This is a genomic window from Syntrophorhabdus sp., from assembly GCA_012719415.1.
GTDB lineage: Bacteria > Desulfobacterota > Syntrophorhabdia > Syntrophorhabdales > Syntrophorhabdaceae > Delta-02.
Genome location: JAAYAK010000072.1, coordinates 75,962 through 94,701, shown reverse-complemented (window position 1 = coordinate 94,701; position 18,740 = coordinate 75,962). Strand labels below are relative to the sequence as shown.

General features: G+C 57.9%; 15 protein-coding genes. 5 read left to right on the top strand and 10 right to left on the bottom strand.

Annotated features, from left to right (window positions below; genetic code table 11):
* Positions 1-171: 171 nt before the first annotated feature.
* On the bottom strand, positions 172-672 hold the full coding sequence (locus GXX82_04740) for a helix-turn-helix transcriptional regulator (GenBank protein ID NLT22336.1): 501 nt from the start codon (positions 670-672) through the stop codon (positions 172-174).
* Between the two features lie 349 nt (positions 673-1,021).
* On the opposite strand from GXX82_04740, the gene GXX82_04735 reads away from it, so the two are divergent.
* On the top strand, positions 1,022-1,780 hold the full coding sequence (locus GXX82_04735) for a radical SAM protein (protein ID NLT22335.1): 759 nt from the start codon (positions 1,022-1,024) through the stop codon (positions 1,778-1,780).
* A 79-nt stretch (positions 1,781-1,859) separates the two neighbouring features.
* On the opposite strand, the gene GXX82_04730 is transcribed toward GXX82_04735, so the two are convergent.
* The 6 genes from GXX82_04730 to GXX82_04705 form a co-directional block, all read right to left on the bottom strand.
* Positions 1,860-3,560, bottom strand: a complete 1,701-nt coding sequence (locus GXX82_04730) for a PAS domain S-box protein (protein ID NLT22334.1) — start codon at positions 3,558-3,560, stop codon at positions 1,860-1,862.
* Positions 3,561-3,755: 195 nt separating this feature from the next.
* Positions 3,756-4,940 (bottom strand): carboxynorspermidine decarboxylase, encoded by a 1,185-nt coding sequence (gene nspC / locus GXX82_04725; GenBank protein ID NLT22333.1) that lies wholly within the window; start codon positions 4,938-4,940, stop codon positions 3,756-3,758.
* Positions 4,941-5,103: 163 nt separating this feature from the next.
* The gene (locus tag GXX82_04720; GenBank protein ID NLT22332.1) at positions 5,104-6,339 is read right to left on the bottom strand and encodes a saccharopine dehydrogenase family protein; all 1,236 of its coding nucleotides are present in this window, start codon (positions 6,337-6,339) and stop codon (positions 5,104-5,106) included.
* Positions 6,340-6,374: 35 nt separating this feature from the next.
* On the bottom strand, positions 6,375-7,211 hold the full coding sequence (gene speB, locus GXX82_04715) for an agmatinase (protein ID NLT22331.1): 837 nt from the start codon (positions 7,209-7,211) through the stop codon (positions 6,375-6,377).
* 71 nt (positions 7,212-7,282) lie between these two features.
* Positions 7,283-7,756, bottom strand: coding sequence for an arginine decarboxylase, pyruvoyl-dependent (locus GXX82_04710; GenBank protein NLT22330.1), 474 nt, complete (start codon positions 7,754-7,756; stop codon positions 7,283-7,285).
* A 168-nt stretch (positions 7,757-7,924) separates the two neighbouring features.
* Positions 7,925-8,461 (bottom strand): cupin domain-containing protein, encoded by a 537-nt coding sequence (locus tag GXX82_04705; protein ID NLT22329.1) that lies wholly within the window; start codon positions 8,459-8,461, stop codon positions 7,925-7,927.
* Positions 8,462-8,597: 136 nt separating this feature from the next.
* Between GXX82_04705 and GXX82_04700 the strand changes: the two genes are divergently transcribed.
* Positions 8,598-10,193 carry a thiamine pyrophosphate-binding protein gene (locus tag GXX82_04700; protein NLT22328.1) on the top strand — a complete coding sequence of 532 codons (1,596 nt, stop codon included), beginning with the start codon at positions 8,598-8,600 and terminating at the stop codon, positions 10,191-10,193.
* Positions 10,194-10,239: 46 nt separating this feature from the next.
* Here GXX82_04700 and GXX82_04695 read toward each other — a convergent pair whose 3' ends face one another.
* Together GXX82_04695 and GXX82_04690 are read right to left on the bottom strand one after the other, a co-directional pair.
* Positions 10,240-11,022: a HesA/MoeB/ThiF family protein gene (locus tag GXX82_04695; GenBank protein ID NLT22327.1), complete on the bottom strand. Its 783-nt coding sequence runs from the start codon at positions 11,020-11,022 to the stop codon at positions 10,240-10,242.
* Positions 11,023-11,032: 10 nt separating this feature from the next.
* Positions 11,033-11,947, bottom strand: a complete 915-nt coding sequence (locus GXX82_04690; protein ID NLT22326.1) for a DUF2156 domain-containing protein — start codon at positions 11,945-11,947, stop codon at positions 11,033-11,035.
* Positions 11,948-12,136: 189 nt separating this feature from the next.
* On the opposite strand from GXX82_04690, the gene GXX82_04685 reads away from it, so the two are divergent.
* From GXX82_04685 to GXX82_04675, 3 genes are all read left to right on the top strand, one after another.
* Positions 12,137-13,090 carry a MoxR family ATPase gene (locus GXX82_04685; GenBank protein ID NLT22325.1) on the top strand — a complete coding sequence of 318 codons (954 nt, stop codon included), beginning with the start codon at positions 12,137-12,139 and terminating at the stop codon, positions 13,088-13,090.
* A gap of 116 nt (positions 13,091-13,206) precedes the next feature.
* The gene (locus tag GXX82_04680) at positions 13,207-13,962 is read left to right on the top strand and encodes a DUF58 domain-containing protein (GenBank protein ID NLT22324.1); all 756 of its coding nucleotides are present in this window, start codon (positions 13,207-13,209) and stop codon (positions 13,960-13,962) included.
* 51 nt (positions 13,963-14,013) lie between these two features.
* Positions 14,014-15,999, top strand: coding sequence for a DUF3488 domain-containing protein (locus GXX82_04675; GenBank protein ID NLT22323.1), 1,986 nt, complete (start codon positions 14,014-14,016; stop codon positions 15,997-15,999).
* A 3-nt stretch (positions 16,000-16,002) separates the two neighbouring features.
* Here the strand turns inward: GXX82_04675 and GXX82_04670 are convergent, their stop codons facing one another.
* Positions 16,003-18,672, bottom strand: a complete 2,670-nt coding sequence (locus tag GXX82_04670) for a GNAT family N-acetyltransferase (GenBank protein ID NLT22322.1) — start codon at positions 18,670-18,672, stop codon at positions 16,003-16,005.
* Between the last annotated feature and the right edge of the window lie 68 nt (positions 18,673-18,740).

Sequence of the window (18,740 nt, the reverse complement as noted above, 5' to 3'; positions counted from 1 at the left end):
TACGAATATTCGGCTCAAGATCATCCTTGATTCGGTGGATCAGTATTCAGTTTTAGTTCGAATATGACACAGTGGAAAGCTCGCACGCTGATTATAGCATAGAACCACAGGATGGCAATACCAAATTATAGCCAATGATCAGGTCTTCGCCGTCGCGAAATGAGTCCGTTCCTACTGCAGGGACAAGAGGTAGGACCTTAAGTTCACCTTGGCCTTGCCGAGGCCCAGCTTGTTCCTGATATGATGGCGATGCAGCCCGATGGCGCTGCGCGTGACCTTCATGATATCGGCGATCTGCTTCGTCGTCTTCCCCTCGCGGATCAGTGTGGCCACCTGGATCTCTTTGGGCGTGAAATGATACTGCTTTGACGTTATCTTCTGCAGGAACGATGAGAACACATTCTTGATGGTCGTCTCTATGATCTCGAGATAGGTCTGCTGTTCGACGGTGAGTCCCGTCAGTTTCAGCTTTTCCACGTAGGGAAGGACAAGCTCCTTCACGTTCGACTTGATCCTGTCCTCAACAAGCTTCTTATCGTCCTCTCCGCGGGCGAGGAGGATCTTCAGGGCTTCGTTCGTTTCCTCTAATCCCTGTATTCTCATCGCCGTGTCCTTGTCGGACTTTCTCACGGCTGCTGTTCTCGGGGAGTCGCTCGGTGCTGCAGATCTCATGATGGTCACCTCTCATGATGCATTAACTGGATGAAAGCCGAGGTTCGCTACGGCTGTTCTCAAAGTCCTTATATAAATATAAGGTACGCTACTTTGTCAAGAAAATCTTATTAAAAAACCGACAATCGGGTGAATCGGGCCTGTCATGGCCATTTGAGCGTGGCCCCGTGCCCCACACTCACGCACACGGGTCGGCGCCTTGCGCCTACGGGTCTGCCCTGCGGGCAAAGGGGCACACGGGAGGATGGGTCGCCGGCGAAGGGCAGACCCGTCTGCGCGCCTCCCGCACGCGCAGACTCCCGAAGGTTTTTGTGATAAAATAATTGGTCCCTTCAAGGGTATATCCGTCATGAACATACGTGAGATAACCGCAAGGAGCGCGCTTACCAAAACAGGTATCGGGGGTTATGATTACTGTCTGAACCCGTACGTGGGCTGCGGTCACGGATGCAGGTACTGCTACGCCGCCTTCATGAAGCGGTTCACGGGGCACTCCGAACCGTGGGGCGACTTCGTCGACGTCAAGGCCAATGTGGCCGATGTCCTGCGGCGGCAGCTCAGACGAATCAGGGGAGGCACCCTTCTCATAGGGACCGTGACGGACCCCTACCAACCGCTGGAAAAGAGATACTGCCTGACGCGGGACTGCCTGACCGCCCTGGTTCCGTCGTCTCTCGAGGTCCATGTCCTGACCCGCTCCCCGCTCGTCGTCAGGGACACGGACGTTCTCAAGGAGCTCTCCCGCGTGGAGGTCGGCCTGTCGATAACAACGAACAGGGAAGACGTGAAGCGGGTCTTCGAACCGCGGGCCCCTTCCATCGCCTCCCGCGTCGAAGCCCTGAAGGCCCTGCACGATGCGGGATTGAGGACCTACGTGTTCGTGGGGCCCCTGCTTCCCATGGATCCCGCTGTCCTTGCGTCGATGATCGAGGGCGCCGCCGACGAAGTCCTCATAGACAGGCTGAACTATGCCGGCAAGGTTGCGAGCCTCCTTCGCTCCTCGGGGCTCGCTCCCCTCATGGCCATGCCCCGCGTGAGGGCCGCTGCCCGGGAACTCCATGATATACTGACGGAAAAGGGGATCCCCGTTACGGTCCTGTTCTCCTGAGGACCGTCCGCCCGCGTCACCCGGCAAGTTTCCCCCATCATCCTGTCCCGCCCACGGTGTCGACACAACAGGACGTGTCCTATTTGAGCGACAGAAGGTAGGAGCGCAGGTTGATCTTTTTCTTGTTGAGCCCAAGTTTGATCCTCATGTTGTTCCGGTGGGAATCCACGGCGCTCGTCGCCACGCCGAGGATCTGGGCTATCTCCTTCGTCGTCCTGCCTTCCCTGATAAAGGAGGCCACCTCGATCTCCCGGGGAGTCAGGTTCAGTTGCCGTATGGTGTTGAGAAAGGGTGATATGATCTCGTTGAGATTGGTCGTGACGATATCGAGGTAGGCCTTTGCCCTGGGGTCGCGCTGGCCCTTCTGCATCTTCAGAATATAGGGAAGGATCATCTCCTTGATGTTGGAAACGAACTTCCCCTCCAGCTCTTTTCTGTCCTCTTCCCGCTGATTCAGGAGAACCTTGAGGGCCGCGTTGACCTCTTCCAGCGTCTGCGACTTCGCGACAAGCTCCCTTTCCCTTTCCTTCAGGGCATTCATCATGTTCTTCTGGTCCGTGATGTCCTGGCAGCTGCCGCGATAGCCGAGAAGGTTTCCCGCCTCATCAAAATAGGGGATACCGCTCGCCTGAATATATATGGAATGTCCCTCTTTGTGGCGGGCCATGGTCTGAAAGGTGGCAAAGTGCTGCTTCCGGGAAAGGAGGTCCTTGAGGACAGTCAGCGCCCGGGTCCTTTCCTCCGGGGGGATGAAATCGAAGGGGCTTTTCCCTATCACTTCCTCTGGACTGTACCCGAGCACGTCATACACCCTCGAACTCACATAGGTGTGCACAAAATCCCCATCCGTCTCCCATATCCACTCTCTCACCGATTCCACAAGGGCCAGGTATTGCTCTTCCTTTTTCTTCCTCCTGGCAACCTCCTCCCGGATCCGGGCGGTGCGATCCGCGACCAGCTTGCCAAGATGGTCGCGGTGCATCTTCAGCTCGTCCTCCATCCTCTTGTGGTCCGTGATGTCCCTGAAGATCCCCTGGACCAGTGTCCTGCCTGCGTACTTCACCGGGGAACCCGTTATGTCGACGGGAATGATGTCCCCATTCTTCGTCAGCACGCTGGTATCGTACAGGCCCTCTATCTGTCCCGCCGCTATCCCCGCGAAGTGGTGCGCGACCCTCTCCCGCTCCTCCTTCGGGTGGATGTCGAGAGGGGTCATACCCACCAGTTCCCTCTTTGTGTAACCGAGAAGTTCCGCGGCTCGGCGGTTGACCTCCAGGAAATTCCCCTTCACATCAGCGATGATGATGGCATCGCTCGCCTGGTCCATGAGCGCCCGGTATCTCTCCCGACCACCCCTGTCGCCTTCCGCGGCGTACCGGTCCGTCGTCCCTCCGCGCGCTCCGTGCGCCTCCAACACCGTCCGGACGGAAGTCTCGAGCCGGGCATCATCGGACACAGCCATGGTACATCCGTACCAGACCGCATCCCGGCTACTGTCCGCGTTGCCCTGTCGAAAAGAACGGGTATGGAAACACAGAAGAACGGGTATGCTTCTTTCGGCGATAATGGCTTGAGCCGTCTCCGGCCCGCTCATACCGGCGCCCAGGTCGACGTTGGCAACGACGAGATCGATATCGCCACCCGAGCGGACCTTCTCCACTGCCTCTTCACCCGATGCGGCGATGACCACGGTGCAGCCGCATCCCTCGAGGGTCCGTCGGCGCGCCTCGGCGGTTTTCGCCTCGTTCTCCACGAGAAGAACGGTCCTGCTGTGACTCATCCAGCCTCCGGCGAACATACAATGTCAGGAGATCAATCCCATTATCGCAAAACGACAGGAGTAAATCAAAAGGAATCTTGCAGTTGAAAGAGCAGGCCCCTCTTCCCGCCCCAACGCTCCGGCATCCCGAAACTGGTTCCTTCGCGGTCGGGCCTCGCAACCTGAGACATGGGACCTGAGACTTGAGACTGTCTCTCAGGATTGCCTGTTCCGGTAATCCCTGTAGCCGAACCGCCTGACGATCTCAACCACGCCGCCTTTTCTCAGCACCGCTATATCGGGAAGCCCGATGCCGTTGAATGTCGTGCTCTTGACGATGCTGTAGAGGGCCATGTCGGTAAAAAGAAGCCTCGTGCCCCGCCTCAGGGGCTCGTCGAAAGAATAGTCCCCGACGACATCACCCGCCAGGCAGCTTGGGCCGGCCAGGCGGTATGTGTGCTCCTTCACCCCGGGTTCGGCGGAATCGATCACGTGAGGCCTGTAAGGCATGAGGAGCACGTCGGGCATGTGGGTTTCCGCGGAGGCATCCATGATGGCGATATCCATTTCGTTCTTTACGATATCCAGAACGGTGGAGACGAGCAACCCGGCATGATAGACGCTGGCTTCACCGGGCTCCAGGTACACCTTAACACCGTATTTCTTCTTGAAGTCATTGATGAGCCTGATAAGGCGTTCCAGGTCGTAGTCGTCCCTGGTCACGTGGTGGCCTCCACCGAAGTTCACCCATGTGAGGCCCTGCAGGTAGCGCCCGTAAAGCCGCTCGAAGGACGTGAGGACCCTTTGCAGGACATCGGAGTTCTGCTCGCACATCGCGTGAAAATGCAGGCCCGTGACCTCCCCGGCAAAGGCGGGAAAGCTCCGCTCGAACTCGTCGTGCACCACCCCCAGTCTCGAACGGGGAGCACAGGGGTTGTACATCGGCGTCTCAACCTCGGCATACCCCGGGTTCACCCGAAGACCCACATCACGCCCGAGACGCCTCGCCGCTTTTCCGTACCTGCCGAGCTGATGGAAGGAGTTGAAGATGACACAATCCGAATATTTGAGGACTGCCCGCATGTCCTTCTCGCCATAGGCCGCTCCGAAGGTGTGGACCTCTTTTCCGAATTCCTCCCGTCCCAGCCTTGCCTCGTTGGCGCCGCTGGCACATACCCCGTCGAGGTAAGGTGTCATCACCCCGAAGGTGGCAAAGGACGCATAGGCCTTCAGCGCATGGAGTATCCTGCACCCCGTCCTGTCCTTGACATATCGCAGGACACGCATGTTCTCCTCGATGAGGTTCTCGTCTATGAGGTAGGCGGGAGTGTGCGCAATGCCTTCAGCGATCCCGGGAGCGTTCTCCTTTGCCTCCCGGAAGACCTTCGAGCGCGCCTCCATGACGAGACGCGTCAGTGTCTTCAGCCCCTTTCCATCGAGGCTCCCAAGGACCTTGCGCCTGTCCCGGTCATCAAGGATATGGTACATCGCTGCTGCGCGCGCATCCTTCGTGCGGATACACTGCAGGGTCTCTTCGATGGTGAGTACGGCATCCACGTGTTCGTCACGGCTCCTGCGGCAAAGGCGTGTGCTCCATGACCTGCCAGGGAAGGCCGTATTTCCCCAAGGCTTCCATAAAGGGGTCGGGGTCGAGGTCTTCCATGTTGAACACCCCCGTGCCCTGCCAGACGCCCGTGAGCACCATCATCGCGCCGATCATGGCGGGCACGCCCGTCGTGTAGGCGATCGCCTGCGTACCTGTCTCCCCGAACGCCTCCTCGTGATCGCAGACGTTGTAAATGTAGCGGGTGATGGTGCCGGCGCCCTTCACTCCCGTCATGATGTTGCCGATGACGGTCTTCCCCGTGTACTTCGTGCCCAGCGAGGCCGGCTCGGGAAGGAGGGCCTTGAGGAACTTTATCGGGACCACCCTGTGCCCCTCGTATTCGACCTCGTCTATCCTCGTCATGCCAACGTTCCGAAGGACCTTGAGGTGGGTCAGGTAGTTCTCGGAAAAGGTCATCCAGAACCTGGCCTTCTTCAACCCCTTTATGTTCCTGGCAAGAGATTCCAGTTCCTCGTGGTACAGGAGATAACTCTCTTTTCTCCCGGCAACGGGGTAATCGAAGGTGAAATGAACACTGCCCTCTTCGATGATCGCGGGCGTCTCGATCCACTCCCCCTGTCTCCAGTGACGCACCACCTGCGTGACCTCCCGGATGTTGATCTCGGGGTTGAAGTTGGTCGCGAAGACGTGACCGTGTGTCCCCGCGTTGCAGTCGAGGATGTCAAGGTAGTGTATCTCGTCGAAAAGGTGCTTTTGCGCGTAAGCCGCAAAGACGTTCGTCACCCCGGGGTCGAAGCCGGACCCGAGAAGGGCCATGATCCCTTTCTCGCGGAACCGGTCCTGATACGCCCATTGCCAGCTGTACTCAAAATGGGCCTCGTCGAGGGGCTCATAGTTGGCGGTGTCTATGTAATGCACACCCGTCTCGAGGCAGGCGTCCATGATATGCAGGTCCTGGTAGGGCAGGGCCAGGTTGAGGACCGCGTCGGGTCTGAAGGACCCTATGAGAGAAACGAGGGCCGGTACGTTGTCGGCATCCACCTCAGCCGTTCTGACGTCCCTGCCGTATCTCAGCCTGATGTCATCCCTGATGGCGTCGCACTTCGCCAGGGTCCGGCTGGCGATGAGGATATCCTTGAAGACCCCGGGCACCTGCGCGCATTTGTGGGCGGCTACCGTGGCAACCCCTCCCGCCCCGATTATCATTATCCTTCCATGGTCCTTGTTGTTCATAGTCCTTATCTCCTGAAGAGCGAATCGATCGTGGTCTACTTGATGCCGGAATGCAGGAGCATGATGATCTCCCTCGCTACCTTGGCGGCGCATACGGAGGAAACGAAGGTGGTATCGTAGTCCGGGGCCAGTTCCACGAGGTCGGCGCCAACGATGTCCATTCCCCTAAGGACGCTGAGGTGGTCCATGACCTCCCTGAACGTGAGCCCTCCCGGCTCCGGGGTCGTCACACCGGACACGAGAGAGGGATCGAAGACGTCGATGTCGAAGCTGATATAGACGGGAACATCCCTGTCGAGGCCTGCGGCAAGCGCCGCGGGCGAGTGAACAGGGGACAGCTCCGCGAACTCCTGCCTTGTGCCCGACCGTATGCCTATCTGGTACATCCGCGACACGCCGAGTTCCCTGACGCGCTTCATCACCGTGGCGTGAGAGAGCTTCTCGCCATCATATTCGTCCCTCAGGTCACAATGGGCGTCAAAATGGACAAGCTGGAGCCGCGGGAAAGACATCATCATGGACTTCACAAGAGGGTATGTCACGAGGTGCTCTCCCCCCAGGAAAAGGGGTTTGCGGCCGGGCGCGATGATCTTCGCCGCCGATCTCTCGATGCGATCGAGGGAGCCGGGGAGATTACCCTGGGGAAGCTCGAGGTCACCCGCATCGAAGAGATCCATCTCGTCGAGGTCGAGCTCGAGGTCGGGACTGTACGTCTCCAGGGTCCACGATGCCCTCCTCAAGCTCTCGGGGCCGAATTTCGACCCGCCCCGAAAGGACGACGTGACATCGAGCGGGCAGCCCAGGATCACGATACCCGCCCCCCCTTCGTCGGGTCGGGAAGATATATACCTGTTGTGAAAAACACCTTCCATCACAATAGCCTCTGGGAATTTCCGGTTATACGAAGACTGGCGGACCGAACCTCCCGATCAAAGGGCCGCCGTCAGTCCCACAGCACGACACCGGCGAAGACGGCGCCGATGGCAGCGACCTTGAACGTGGCAGATATGGCCATTATTTCCCTGATGGGCCGTTTTCGGAGTTCCATCCCCTTCTCGGCCATCTTTCTGACCTGCTCGAGGACGACCCTCTCTTCCGCCCTCGCTGAATACTCCATGATAAGGCCGGCAAGGGACGGGTCCTGAGGTATCCCTATCGCAACGGCAGCCGATATCACTTCTCCCGGAACATCGCTCGTCAGTGAGGCATACGCGACGGGCACGAGCGCCCCCTGCGGGAGCGCCGCCGGGCGGGGCCTCATCTCCTGGCAGCCGGGAGGCAGGATACTGCTCATCCTGACCAGGTTCGTATCGCCCACACCCGAAGCCAGAAGGGCTCCGTCAAAAGCGTTGAGCAACGAAAAACCATCGGACGAACCGCTGACAAGAAAAAACTTTGCAGGTGTTTTGACAATCAATGTGACCACCTCCCAAATGGATCAGGCCTCGCAGTTCCAAGGCATCTCATTTGCCGGCAGAGTTCAGCCGCCCCTCAATACAACAGGCGAGAATAAACCCCGCCCCGGTCTTTGCTTGCTCGCCATGACTTCCCCTGCCTCATGCGTACCGTTCCTTGCCGGGAACACCTAGAAATTCGGAGGAGAAGATACCCACAACAGGACTGCCGTCGCCTTTCGCTTGTTTATGATGTAATGCTTCCGCGTTGCCTTATAGTAAAAACACTCGCCTTTCTTCACTTTCTGGGGTTTTCCGCCCAATACCAGTTCCACGCTTCCGGAAAGGACAAAACCAAACTCTTCTCCCTCGTGGGGTTCCCCCTCCGGGGTCCTTTCGCCGGACCTGAGCTCGAGGAGGGCCGGGTCCAGCAGGCGGTTCTGCGCCGCAGGCACGAGTATCTCAAAACCCTTCACGCCCTCCATCTCGAGATCGACCCTGTCCTTGAGCTTGAAAACGATCTTCTCCTCGAAGGCCCCATTGAAAAAGTTCGAAGGCTTCTCGTCAAGAGCGTCGAGTATCCCGATGAGGCTTTCAACGGACAGAGATGTCAGATTTCTCTCCACCTGGGAGATGAAACCCTTCGTCAGCCCCGCCCTCGTCGCCAGTTCCTCCTGGGTGAGGTTCTTCGCCTGCCTCAACACCTTGATCCTTTCCCCTATGCTCATTTCTCCCGATCTCGCCATAACAGTATACACGTACAAAAAGTTTACATTATTAAACTAAATTCGTATTTTTTTTGTCAAGGCAATTTTTATTTAACTTTCAGGTTTAGTATGCTAAACTATCCAATCTGGGCACATTATGCAAGGAAAACAAGTAATTAGAGCGTTTTTTCAGGAAGCGGCCGTTTCCCATATCTTCCAATTACCCGGTTTACATACACTTAGCCTGAACGCGGAGCTTTTTTCCCACGAAAACATCAAAACGATCACCGCCCGTCATGAGGGCAATCTGGCCTTCATGGCCGACGGATACGCGAGAACCTCGGGCAGGCCGGCGGTCATCGTCGTCACGCCCGGGCCCGGTCTCGGCAATATCGTATCGGGATGCATGGAGGCCTACTCCGACGACGTACCTATTCTCATCATCCATATCGACACGGACAGGAAAGACATGGGGAAAGGCATCCTCCATGAGCTCGAAGCCCCCGAGGACATGTTCAGACACTTCGTCAAGGCCTCTTTCAGGGTCGACGAACCCGGGACCCTGGCATCGCACCTGCGTGATGCCCTGAGAACCTGCAATACGCCTCGAAAGGGGCCGGTCCTTGTTTCCATTCCTTTCGGCCTTTTGGACAGGGAGATCTCCGGGCAGACCCGAGAGGGGCAGCATCCCCCGACAGGGCCATCGGGCCCCGACAGAGTGCGCTCCTTTCTCAACGATCTGGAACACTTCCTCGCGGACAAGCGCAGGCCCGTTCTCCTGGGAGGGAAGGCGTTGATGGATGCCCGTCCAAGGGTTCTCGTGGACAGGATCTGCGGTTGCGGCCTTCCTTTCCTGACAACAACAGGAGGAAAGGGTGTAACGAGCGACCGGAACGCGTTCTCCTTCGGGAACGTCACGGCGAAGGGGACCGTCCGGGATATCCTGGCCTCTGCCGATGTTGTCATCGCGGCGGGCACACGGCTGCGCGACGTGGACGCGAAGCGCCGGGGAGTCAGGATCGGGAACCTCGTGCATATCGATGTCGATGACAGGTGGATAGGAAAGAACTACCGCACCGCTCTTCATTGTGCGGGAGATGTCGAAGAGGTCCTCGAAGGTATCGCCCGGATCGTGCAGAAAAGAACGTTTGACTGGGATATCGCGCGGTTGAAAGGACAACAGGACCTGGAGATGGGCCGCCTGAGGAAGGAGGCGGGCTATGCCGTCATCGACCTCCTGCGCGGGACTGTACCCGAGAACACCATCATCGTCTGCGATCTCAACATGCCTTCATACTGGGCCGAGTACTATCTGCCCGTGTATGCTCAGCGGAGTTTCCTGATGCCCCGCGGCATATCGCCCATATTCTATTCCCTTGCGGCAGCCCTTGGCGCGAAGACCGCAAGGCCCGACCTTCCCTGCCTCGCCCTCTGCGGCGATGGCGGAGGACTCCCCCAAATGGCCGAACTGGCAACCATCATCAGGTACGGCATACCCGTCACCATCCTCGTGCATAACAACAACAGCTTTTCCATCCTCGAGGACGCGATGCGAAGCCGCCACAACATCCACGGCTCCATGGAACTCGTCAATCCCGATTTCGTGAAGCTGGCCCGCGCCTTCGGCATCACGGCAAAAAGGACCGGCACCCTGCGCGGCCTCAAGGACATCTTTCTGCGGGATGTGCACTGGGACGAGCCCATCCTCGTCGAGTTCACCGGTAACGTTCCGTTCCCGCCATGGAACGGATAGTCATCCGCCGTTTCGCGAGGGCCTTAAGGAGGCAGCGCGTCCCGTCTCACGCCCCGCCGGGGGTCCGGCCGCAGACAGGGCACAGGGTGTTCCTCTCCACGGTGATGTTCTGAAAGGTCATGTTCGTTCCCGAGAAGTACAGCAGTGTGCCGGCAAGCGACGGGCGCTCTCCCAGGAGGATCTTCATGGCCTCCAGGGCCTGTATGGATCCTATAATGGCAGGGAGGGGCCCCACCACGCCTCGTGTCCTTTCCTCCTCGGAGATGTGGGAGAAAAGGCATTCAAAACAGGGCGTTTCACCGGAGACAAAGGTGGATGCCATCCCCGAGAAGGCCTCCACGCCCCCGTATATGAGAGGTATCCGGCTCCTCACGGACGCAAGGTTGAGGGCCCTTCGCGTCCTGATATTGTCGAGGGCGTCAATAACGACCTGGCAGCCGCCGATCAATTCGAAGACATTGCCCTCATTTATGTCCGTTTCAACGGCCTCCACCCGGCAGTACGGGTTCAGCCTCTCAAGCTTGTCGAGGGCGGAGAGGACCTTCGGCTCACCGAGGTCGCCCGTAAAGTGGAGGATCTGCCTGTTCAGGTTCGACAGCTCCACCCTGTCCCGGTCAACGATCCGGATCCGTCCCACTCCGGCAGCCGCCAGATAATAGGCCGAAACCGACCCCAACCCTCCGGCGCCGGCTATGCAGACCTTCGCCGCCCTGAGACGTTCCTGACCCTCCCGTCCTACCGAGGGGATCATCATCTGCCGGGAATACCGCTCCATCTCCTCGGCGGAGAAAGGAACTCCCCCGTCTTCCTCTCCTCTTCCGTTCTTCATCCTCTACCCGTCATCCTTTCAACGTTATCCTGTACTTCTTGATAAAATGGTCGGGGCCATAGGAAAGCTTGGCATCCCGGAGCCCCGGGATACCAAGGTCCTGCTCCCGGTTAACGAACCTCATGTTGCTCCAGCGCCTCGCGCAGAACTGCTGATTGACGAGCTGATACAAACCGGGTATCCCGGGATCGGCCTTCTCCACGTGGATCACCCCCATGTCGTCTCCCAGGGGTTCACCGAGTGTAAAGGCCCTGACCTCGGAAGCGACCACTATGACAGCACCCACTGTCTCCAGGGCGCGGTAGTTCATGAGGATCTCCCTTGTCGCGTCCCATTCACCATCCAGGTTGAGGTCCTCTTCGCACCGCTTGAGGAGACACCACCTCTCCTGGAGCGCAAGGCATGCCTCAACGTGTCTTTCATCGAGCTCCTCATACGTGTACGATCCGTAAGTACGATGAAACTGGTTGATACGGTTCCGTTTCGTTCTGTATCTGCCGCCGGCCAGGTTTATGAGGTCCTGTGTCAGGTAAACATAGTCGAAATGCTCCCGCGCCTCCACCACCATAAAGCCCGGCAGGCCCGACAACTCAGAGGCAAGCTTTTCGTCGGCACGCTCAATGCAGGGACCGGGGTCCCCGGTATGCTCCGTGAGCCATTCCAGAAGCAGCCTCGTGATCTCCGTCCGTCCCGGCGGACCGATGGGCCCCATGGCAAATCTCGGACACAGGTCTTCCTTGCCGATGATGCACAACCAGTCTTTGTGAACCGACCATTGAAGGTCGAAATGCTTCCTCCATATGAAAAGGTTCGTAAAGGTGAGTTCCGATATGAAAGGCCGATATCCACGGAGAATGCCGTCAATGACCGGCTTGTCCGAAAGTTCGACAGGCTTGAAAAAAGGGAACTGAGGAAGAGACGGCATGTCTCTATTCAAGCGGAATTGCGGGGGTTTGTCAAGGAGAGGAGAAAGCGGCAGAGGGTAGGGGAAAAAGGCGGCGGAAGAAGGAACCCTCACGAAGAGATAGGACGGATAGGATATAGGTCCTATCCGCTCCCCTTCCCACTCTGCACCTTTTCCCCTTTCCCCTCGTTTTGTGTTAGAATGACGAGCATGGACGGCAAAGACCTCGCCATCGGGCTCGACGCTAACAAGATCCGGCACATCACCGACTCCCTTTCGACGTACCTGCAGGGCAAGGAAAAACCCCTCGCCCTGTCCCTTGTTTCCTTCTTCTCACGGGGGCATCTTCTCATAGAGGACCTTCCGGGCCTGGGAAAGACCACTCTCGCCATCGGGATCGCAAAGTCCCTGGGTCTCTCCTTCGGCCGTATCCAGTGCACGAGCGACCTCCTCCCGACGGACATCACCGGGCTGTCCATATACAACAAGACGTCGGGAGAGTTCGAATTCCATCCCGGCCCCATCTTCAACAATATCGTCCTTTGTGACGAGATCAACCGCGCCACTCCCAAAACGCAGAGCGCGCTCCTCGAAGCCATGGAGGAAAAACAGGTCACCATCGAGGGCAAGACCTACAAGCTCCCCCGGCTCTTCTGCGTCATAGCCACGCAGAACCCGACGGAGCAGTTCGGAACCTTCCCCCTGCCCGAGTCGCAGCTCGATCGTTTCATGATGAAGATCAGCATCGGCTATCCGTCGAGGCAGGCTGAAAAGGAGATCCTCAAGATCGGCAGCAAGAGAGAGGACATATACGACATCGATCCCGTCGTCACTCAGGACGAGGTCTCCCGCATCCAGGACGAGATCTCTCACGACATCCACGTTTCAGACAAGATCCTTGAATACACGCTATCGATCATACAGGAGACGAGAACGAGCGAGTATCTCACGGCAGGGCTCTCGACCCGGGGCGCGCTGACGATCGTCAATACCGCGAGGGCCCACGCGTTCTTCCATGACAGGAACTATGTCATTCCCGAGGACATACGGGACCTCGTCGAGTACACCATCCCTCACCGCGTGATCTTCAAGGAAGAGTACGAGAACCTCAACAAAAGGGAGATTGTAAGATCGATCGTAGACACCGTTCCCACACCCCTGTAATAAAGATATCCAAGGCAGGCTTCATCTACATAGCGCTCACCATCTTTCTTGGCATCGCGGCGGCGAACACCAACAACAACCTCATCTTTCTCGTTGTTTCGGCGCTCCTGAGCTTCATGAGCATATCGGGGGTCTTCGGGAAGACAAATCTCTCGAAGCTGGACCTCATGATAGAGTTCCCCCAGGAGGTGTACGCGGGAAGCCGGGTCCCCGTGAAGATAACGATGCGGAACCGCCGCAGGTTCCTTCCCGCCTTTCTCATCGGCTTGAGCGCCGACCGGATCTCGGCCCTCTTGCCCTTCACCCCGCGCAAAGGGACCTCTTCGGTCTACACCAGCGTGACCTTTCATGAACGGGGCCTTCACACCATAGAGGACCCCAGCGTGTACTCCGTGTTCCCCTTCAACTTCTTCACCCGCTTCAAGAGGCTCCGCCGGGCCTACACGATAACGGTCCTTCCGAGACTGAAGGCATGCGACCTGGCAAGCCTGTACCGCAAGGAGCACAGATCGAGAGGGGAGAGGACATCCGATAAGATAGGCTACGATTCTGACATCGTCTCCATCAGGGAATATGTCCGGGGAGACCCCATCAAGTACATCCACTGGAAGGCAACGGCCAGGACGGGCAGGCTCAAGACGAAGGAGCAGTCGTCGCTGTCCTATCAGCCCGTCATCATCGAATTCGACAGGGTCCTCGTCAAAGACATCGAGGAGCGCATCTCCTGCGTCGCTTACACGATCGTTCAGCTTCTCAGGAACAACGTGCCCGTGGGACTGAGGATTGACGGACGCCTCTACCCCCCGGACGTGACGGCAGTCCACAGGCTGAACATGCTGAAGGAACTGGCGGTGTATGATAAGGATGGGTAATGGGTTACAGGTTATAGGTGATGGGCGCAGATTAAGGTTCGCTGAAGGCGTATGATGACGATCCGTTTCACACAATTGAAGGTACGTACCGTCGTCGAGGCTCTCACTTACATCACCGGGGTGCTTTGCGTTGTTGCCGTGTCCGGCCATATTCCCTTCATCTATCCCCTCGTCCTTTTCGCTGGCATGGGCCTCTCGGTCTACCTTGACCTGAAAAAAGTCTCCATTCCCCGGTGGGTCCTCACCGCCGTTTCGGTGGCCGTCATCCTGTACTTTCTCATAGGTATCGACGTGCAGGATCTGATAGGGCAGATAATGGAGGCCCTTTTCGTCCTTTTGGCGATAAAGTTCCTGGAACGCAGAGAGGTCCGTGATTTCATGCAGATATACGCCCTCGCCCTCTTCGTCCTTGCGGGGCTTGGCCTCATGACCCTGGGAATGGCCTTTGTGGCGTACCTGCTCGTCTTCTTTTTCCTCCTGTCGCTGTCGCTCATCTTCCTCACCTTCTATTCGCAGGACCCGGAGATGGAACTCACGAACAGCACGGTGCGGACAATCATCGCGAGGTGCCTGTGGATACCGCTGCTTGCCATTCCCCTTTCCGCCGCGATGTTCGTCATCCTTCCCCGCACCAGCTATCCCATCCTCACCTTTCTCAACAGGCCCGACAAAGCGAGGGCTGGCTTCACGGACAACGTCAGGCTGGGCCAGGTATCCGATATCCAGGAGGACGAAAGGATCATTTTCAGGGCCACCATGGACAGGATAGATGAAACCAGCCTCTACTGGAGGGGTATCACCCTCAACCACTTCGACGGGGTATCCTGGAGAGGCACCAGGCGTGGCGTCTACGCGCCGGCCAGGACCCGGGTGCCCGTCGGCAAGATGATAAGCCAGACGATATATCTCGAACCTTACGACAATTCCTCCCTCTTTGCCCTCGACAAACCGCTCCACGTGGAACTCAGAAGGGCAAGGAAGAACGACGACCTCACCTTCACCATGCCGGGCTTCATAGAAAGACGGGTCCGCTATACCGCCCTGTCGGCGCTCTCGAACGTCATACCCGAGGAGAACATCGCCCTGAAGACCCACCTCCAGCTTCCTCCCGACCTCTCGCCGCGCGTCATCTCCCTGGCGAAAGGCCTTGCCGTTCGGGGTGACAGGAACGCCACGGTAAAACGGGTCCTTGACCACCTCGCCTCCGACAGGTACGGCTATTCCCTCAAGGACCTTCCCGTATCGAAGAGCCCTCTCGAGACCTTTCTCTTCGATTCCCCCAGGGGCAATTGCGAATACTTCGCTTCTGCAATGGCTGTTCTCCTGCGCGTGAACGACATTCCCTCCCGTCTTGTCGGAGGGTACCACGGTGGATACTACAACGAAATGGGAGGTTACTACCTTGTCCCCCAGAAGAATGCCCACGTGTGGGTGGAGGTCCACATTCCGGGAAGGGGGTGGGTCCGCTTCGATCCGACGCCCGCCGGGGCTGCGCTTTCAGCCGTCTCGGGAAGGGGGGGGCTCCTGAAGCTCCAGATGTTCCTCGATACCATAAACTATTACTGGTACGGAATAGTCCTCACCTACAACCTCGAAAGACAGATATCCATAACGAGGACCATCGTATCGGGCCTCAAGAGGCCGTCGTCCTTCTCCTTTTCCCCTCTTATGAAGAAGACGGCGCAATACCTGGCCCTCTCTGCGGCAGTCATCGGCCTTGTCCTTCTGGCGTGGTTCTTCAGCACATCGATGAAACGGAGGGAAATGGCGGTGCTTGACCGTTTCCTCAAGCGCCTCGAGGCCCGGGGATACGAGAAACACCCATCGGAGGGTCTCGAGGAGTTCCTCCGGCGCGTCGGCGATGACGATCTGAGGACGATCTGCCTGGAATTTGCCCGGGAATTCGAAAGGATCTATTACGGGGACGTGCGATTCACGGCGGATGACCTCAGAAGACTCGATCGTCTTGCGGACAAGATCGATGACGTTGAAAGGCGGGCCGAGAACAGGATGGCCGATCCGACACCAGGGCGGTAAGGATCAATTCAATGCCATCTCCACCCGGGTGATCCCATCGGGCAGCCGCATTGATACGAAACCCATTTTCTTGCAAAGCCGCAGCATCTTCTCGTTCTCGGTGAGAACTATCCCGTAAATGGCCTCGAGGCCCCTCTCCTGGGCGATCCCTATGAGCATATCGAGAAATTTCTCGCCCAGACCTTTGCCGTGGAGACTGTCATGCACGAGGACCGCGAATTGCGCCCGCTTGAGATCGGGCTCGATGATGAGCCGCCCTCCTCCCACGATGCTTTTGCCCTCTCCTTCCCTGGTTTCCGCCACCAGGGCAACCTCCCGGTCGTAGTCGACGTTGCAGAACCTCATCAGCGTGCTGTGCGGTATTTCCTGCACCTTGACGGAAGAAAAGAACCGCACCCTCAAGGCTTCCTCGGAGGTCCGGGCAAGCATTTCGCGAGTCAACGGCTCGTCCTCGGGGCGTATGGGACGTATGACGACATCCGTACCGTCCCTCAACGTCCAGGGCGTGACGTACTGGGTGGGATAGGGGGTTATCACGAGATGGGAGTAATAGCGTGCAGGTTGCGCGGAAAACCCGCCGTCGAGACCGATCACCGCGTCGGTCATGCAAACACCGCCGTCATCGATCACGATAGGACCGGCCCCGATCGTAAGGATCTCGGGGAAATCAACGACCAGGCACGCGAAATTGACACAGAGCACCTCGAACTGCCTCACGAGCGACTGAACCTCCACATGCTCCTGTTTCCGAAGGGCCTCCTGCACGCCTGCGTCTTCCAGGAATATCTTTGCAAGCGTCTGGTTCAGGGGAGGCAAGGCCGCGACGGACCTGGCGCCGGGCACATCGTCGCTGAAGGTGGGGAAGAGAAAGATGGTGGAACCAAACTCACTGTCCCTCCTGGTGCTCAAAAACCATTCCCCCGTCTTCCCACGAACCGTTTTCTGGAGCATCACTTCCGGGATGTCCGTCGAACGCGATCCCTGGCCGCCTTCTCCCTGAATCCCGCGGAGGGCCTCAAGGAGGGCCTGACGGGAGGCAATACCGGGAAACGATTTGCCCGCACCGGGCCTTCCCCCGGCTCTGACCTTGACCAATACGGGAAACCCCATCCCCTCCGCCACGCGAACAGCTTCATCGACACTCCTGGGAAATGATGTCGGCGGAAAGGGAATTCCATAATTCTTGAGAAGGGAGACGGACTGCTCCATGGTAAGGGTCGTGGTCCCTTCCCTGAGACAGTTCTTGATTATGGCCTTTTGATAATTGTTCAATCGTGACTGACCGGGCGAGATGTCCTCGGGTATCTCGTAAAGCATTTCTATGTTCTTCCGGTATTGATGCATGTACATATAGGCCTTGACCGCCTCTTCCGGTGTCCGGTAAACGGGTACGTTGTTCTCGATGAGCACATCCCTGCCTCTTTCGGCCAGAGTACCCGCCATCCATACCACGATCAACGGCTTGTTGGACCGGCGGGACAGGTCGAGCAACGCTTCCGCAAGGTTCAGGGGCTCCACTTCCGCGCGGGGAGTGTACACCACGAGGATTCCATCGACACCCTCATCGGACATGCAGATCTCAATGGCCCCGGTATATCGCGAAAGGTCGGCGTCGCCCACGATATCGACGGGGTTTCCCTTGCTCCAATCCCCGGGCAGAATGCCATCAAGCCTGCCGATGCTCTGCTCGGACAATTCCGCTATCTGTCCCTCGAGTTCCATGAGCGTGTCGGTGGCAATGATGCCGACACCACCCGCGTTGGTAACAATGGCGAGGCGTGCGCCCCTGGGCATTGTTCGCGATACCAGCACCCGGGAAGTATCAAAAAGATCGGCGATCTCTTTTACCCGAACAATCCCGGCGCGCTTGAACGCCGCGCAGTACACCCTGTCGTCGCCGATCACCTCACCGGTGTGTGATTCAACCGCCCGCGCGCTCCCTCCAAAACGTCCGGGCTTCAGCACGACGATCGGTTTCGTCCGTGCGAATATGCGTGCCGCGCTCATGAACTTTTTGGCTGTCCCCACGCGTTCCATGTAAAGCATGATGCTCCGCGTCGCGTAATCGTCCGAGAGATAATCGATGAGATCGGCAAAGTCGACATCGACCATTGAACCGAGGGACGCAAACATGCTGAACCCCACATGGTTGCTCGTCCCCCAGTCCATGATGGCATCACCCAGTGCCCCGCTCTGCGACAGAAAGGCGATGTTCCCCGTTTCGGGACGGATCTTCAGAAATGTGGCGTTCAGATTGGCGGCAGGTATCATGATACCCAGGCAATTGGGGCCCACGATCCTGATCCCATATCTCTCTTTTGCCTTGAAAAGCTCCCTCTCCAGCATCTTGCCGTCTTCTCCCGCCTCCCGGAAACCGGAAGACACGACGATGGCTCCCTGCACGCCTCTCCTGCCACACTCGTCCACGACCTGGGGCACACCCGCGGCCGGCACGGCGACAACGGCGAGATCTATCTCCCCGTCGACGTCCGACACGCTGGCAACACATTCCATTCCCAGCGCAGTCCTTCGGCCGGGGTTGACAGGCAGCACCTTCCGGTCCCCTGAGGTCAGCAGGTTCTCGAGAATACGCCTCCCGATAGACCCCTCCCTTTCCGTCGCTCCTATCAGCGCAACGGTGGCAGGGTTCAGCATTTTTCTTATATCGCCCATGGCGCCGTTTTCCTCCGTGTGATCAGAGAGGATGATAGAATATCACAGCGAGCATCATTTGTCCTGAT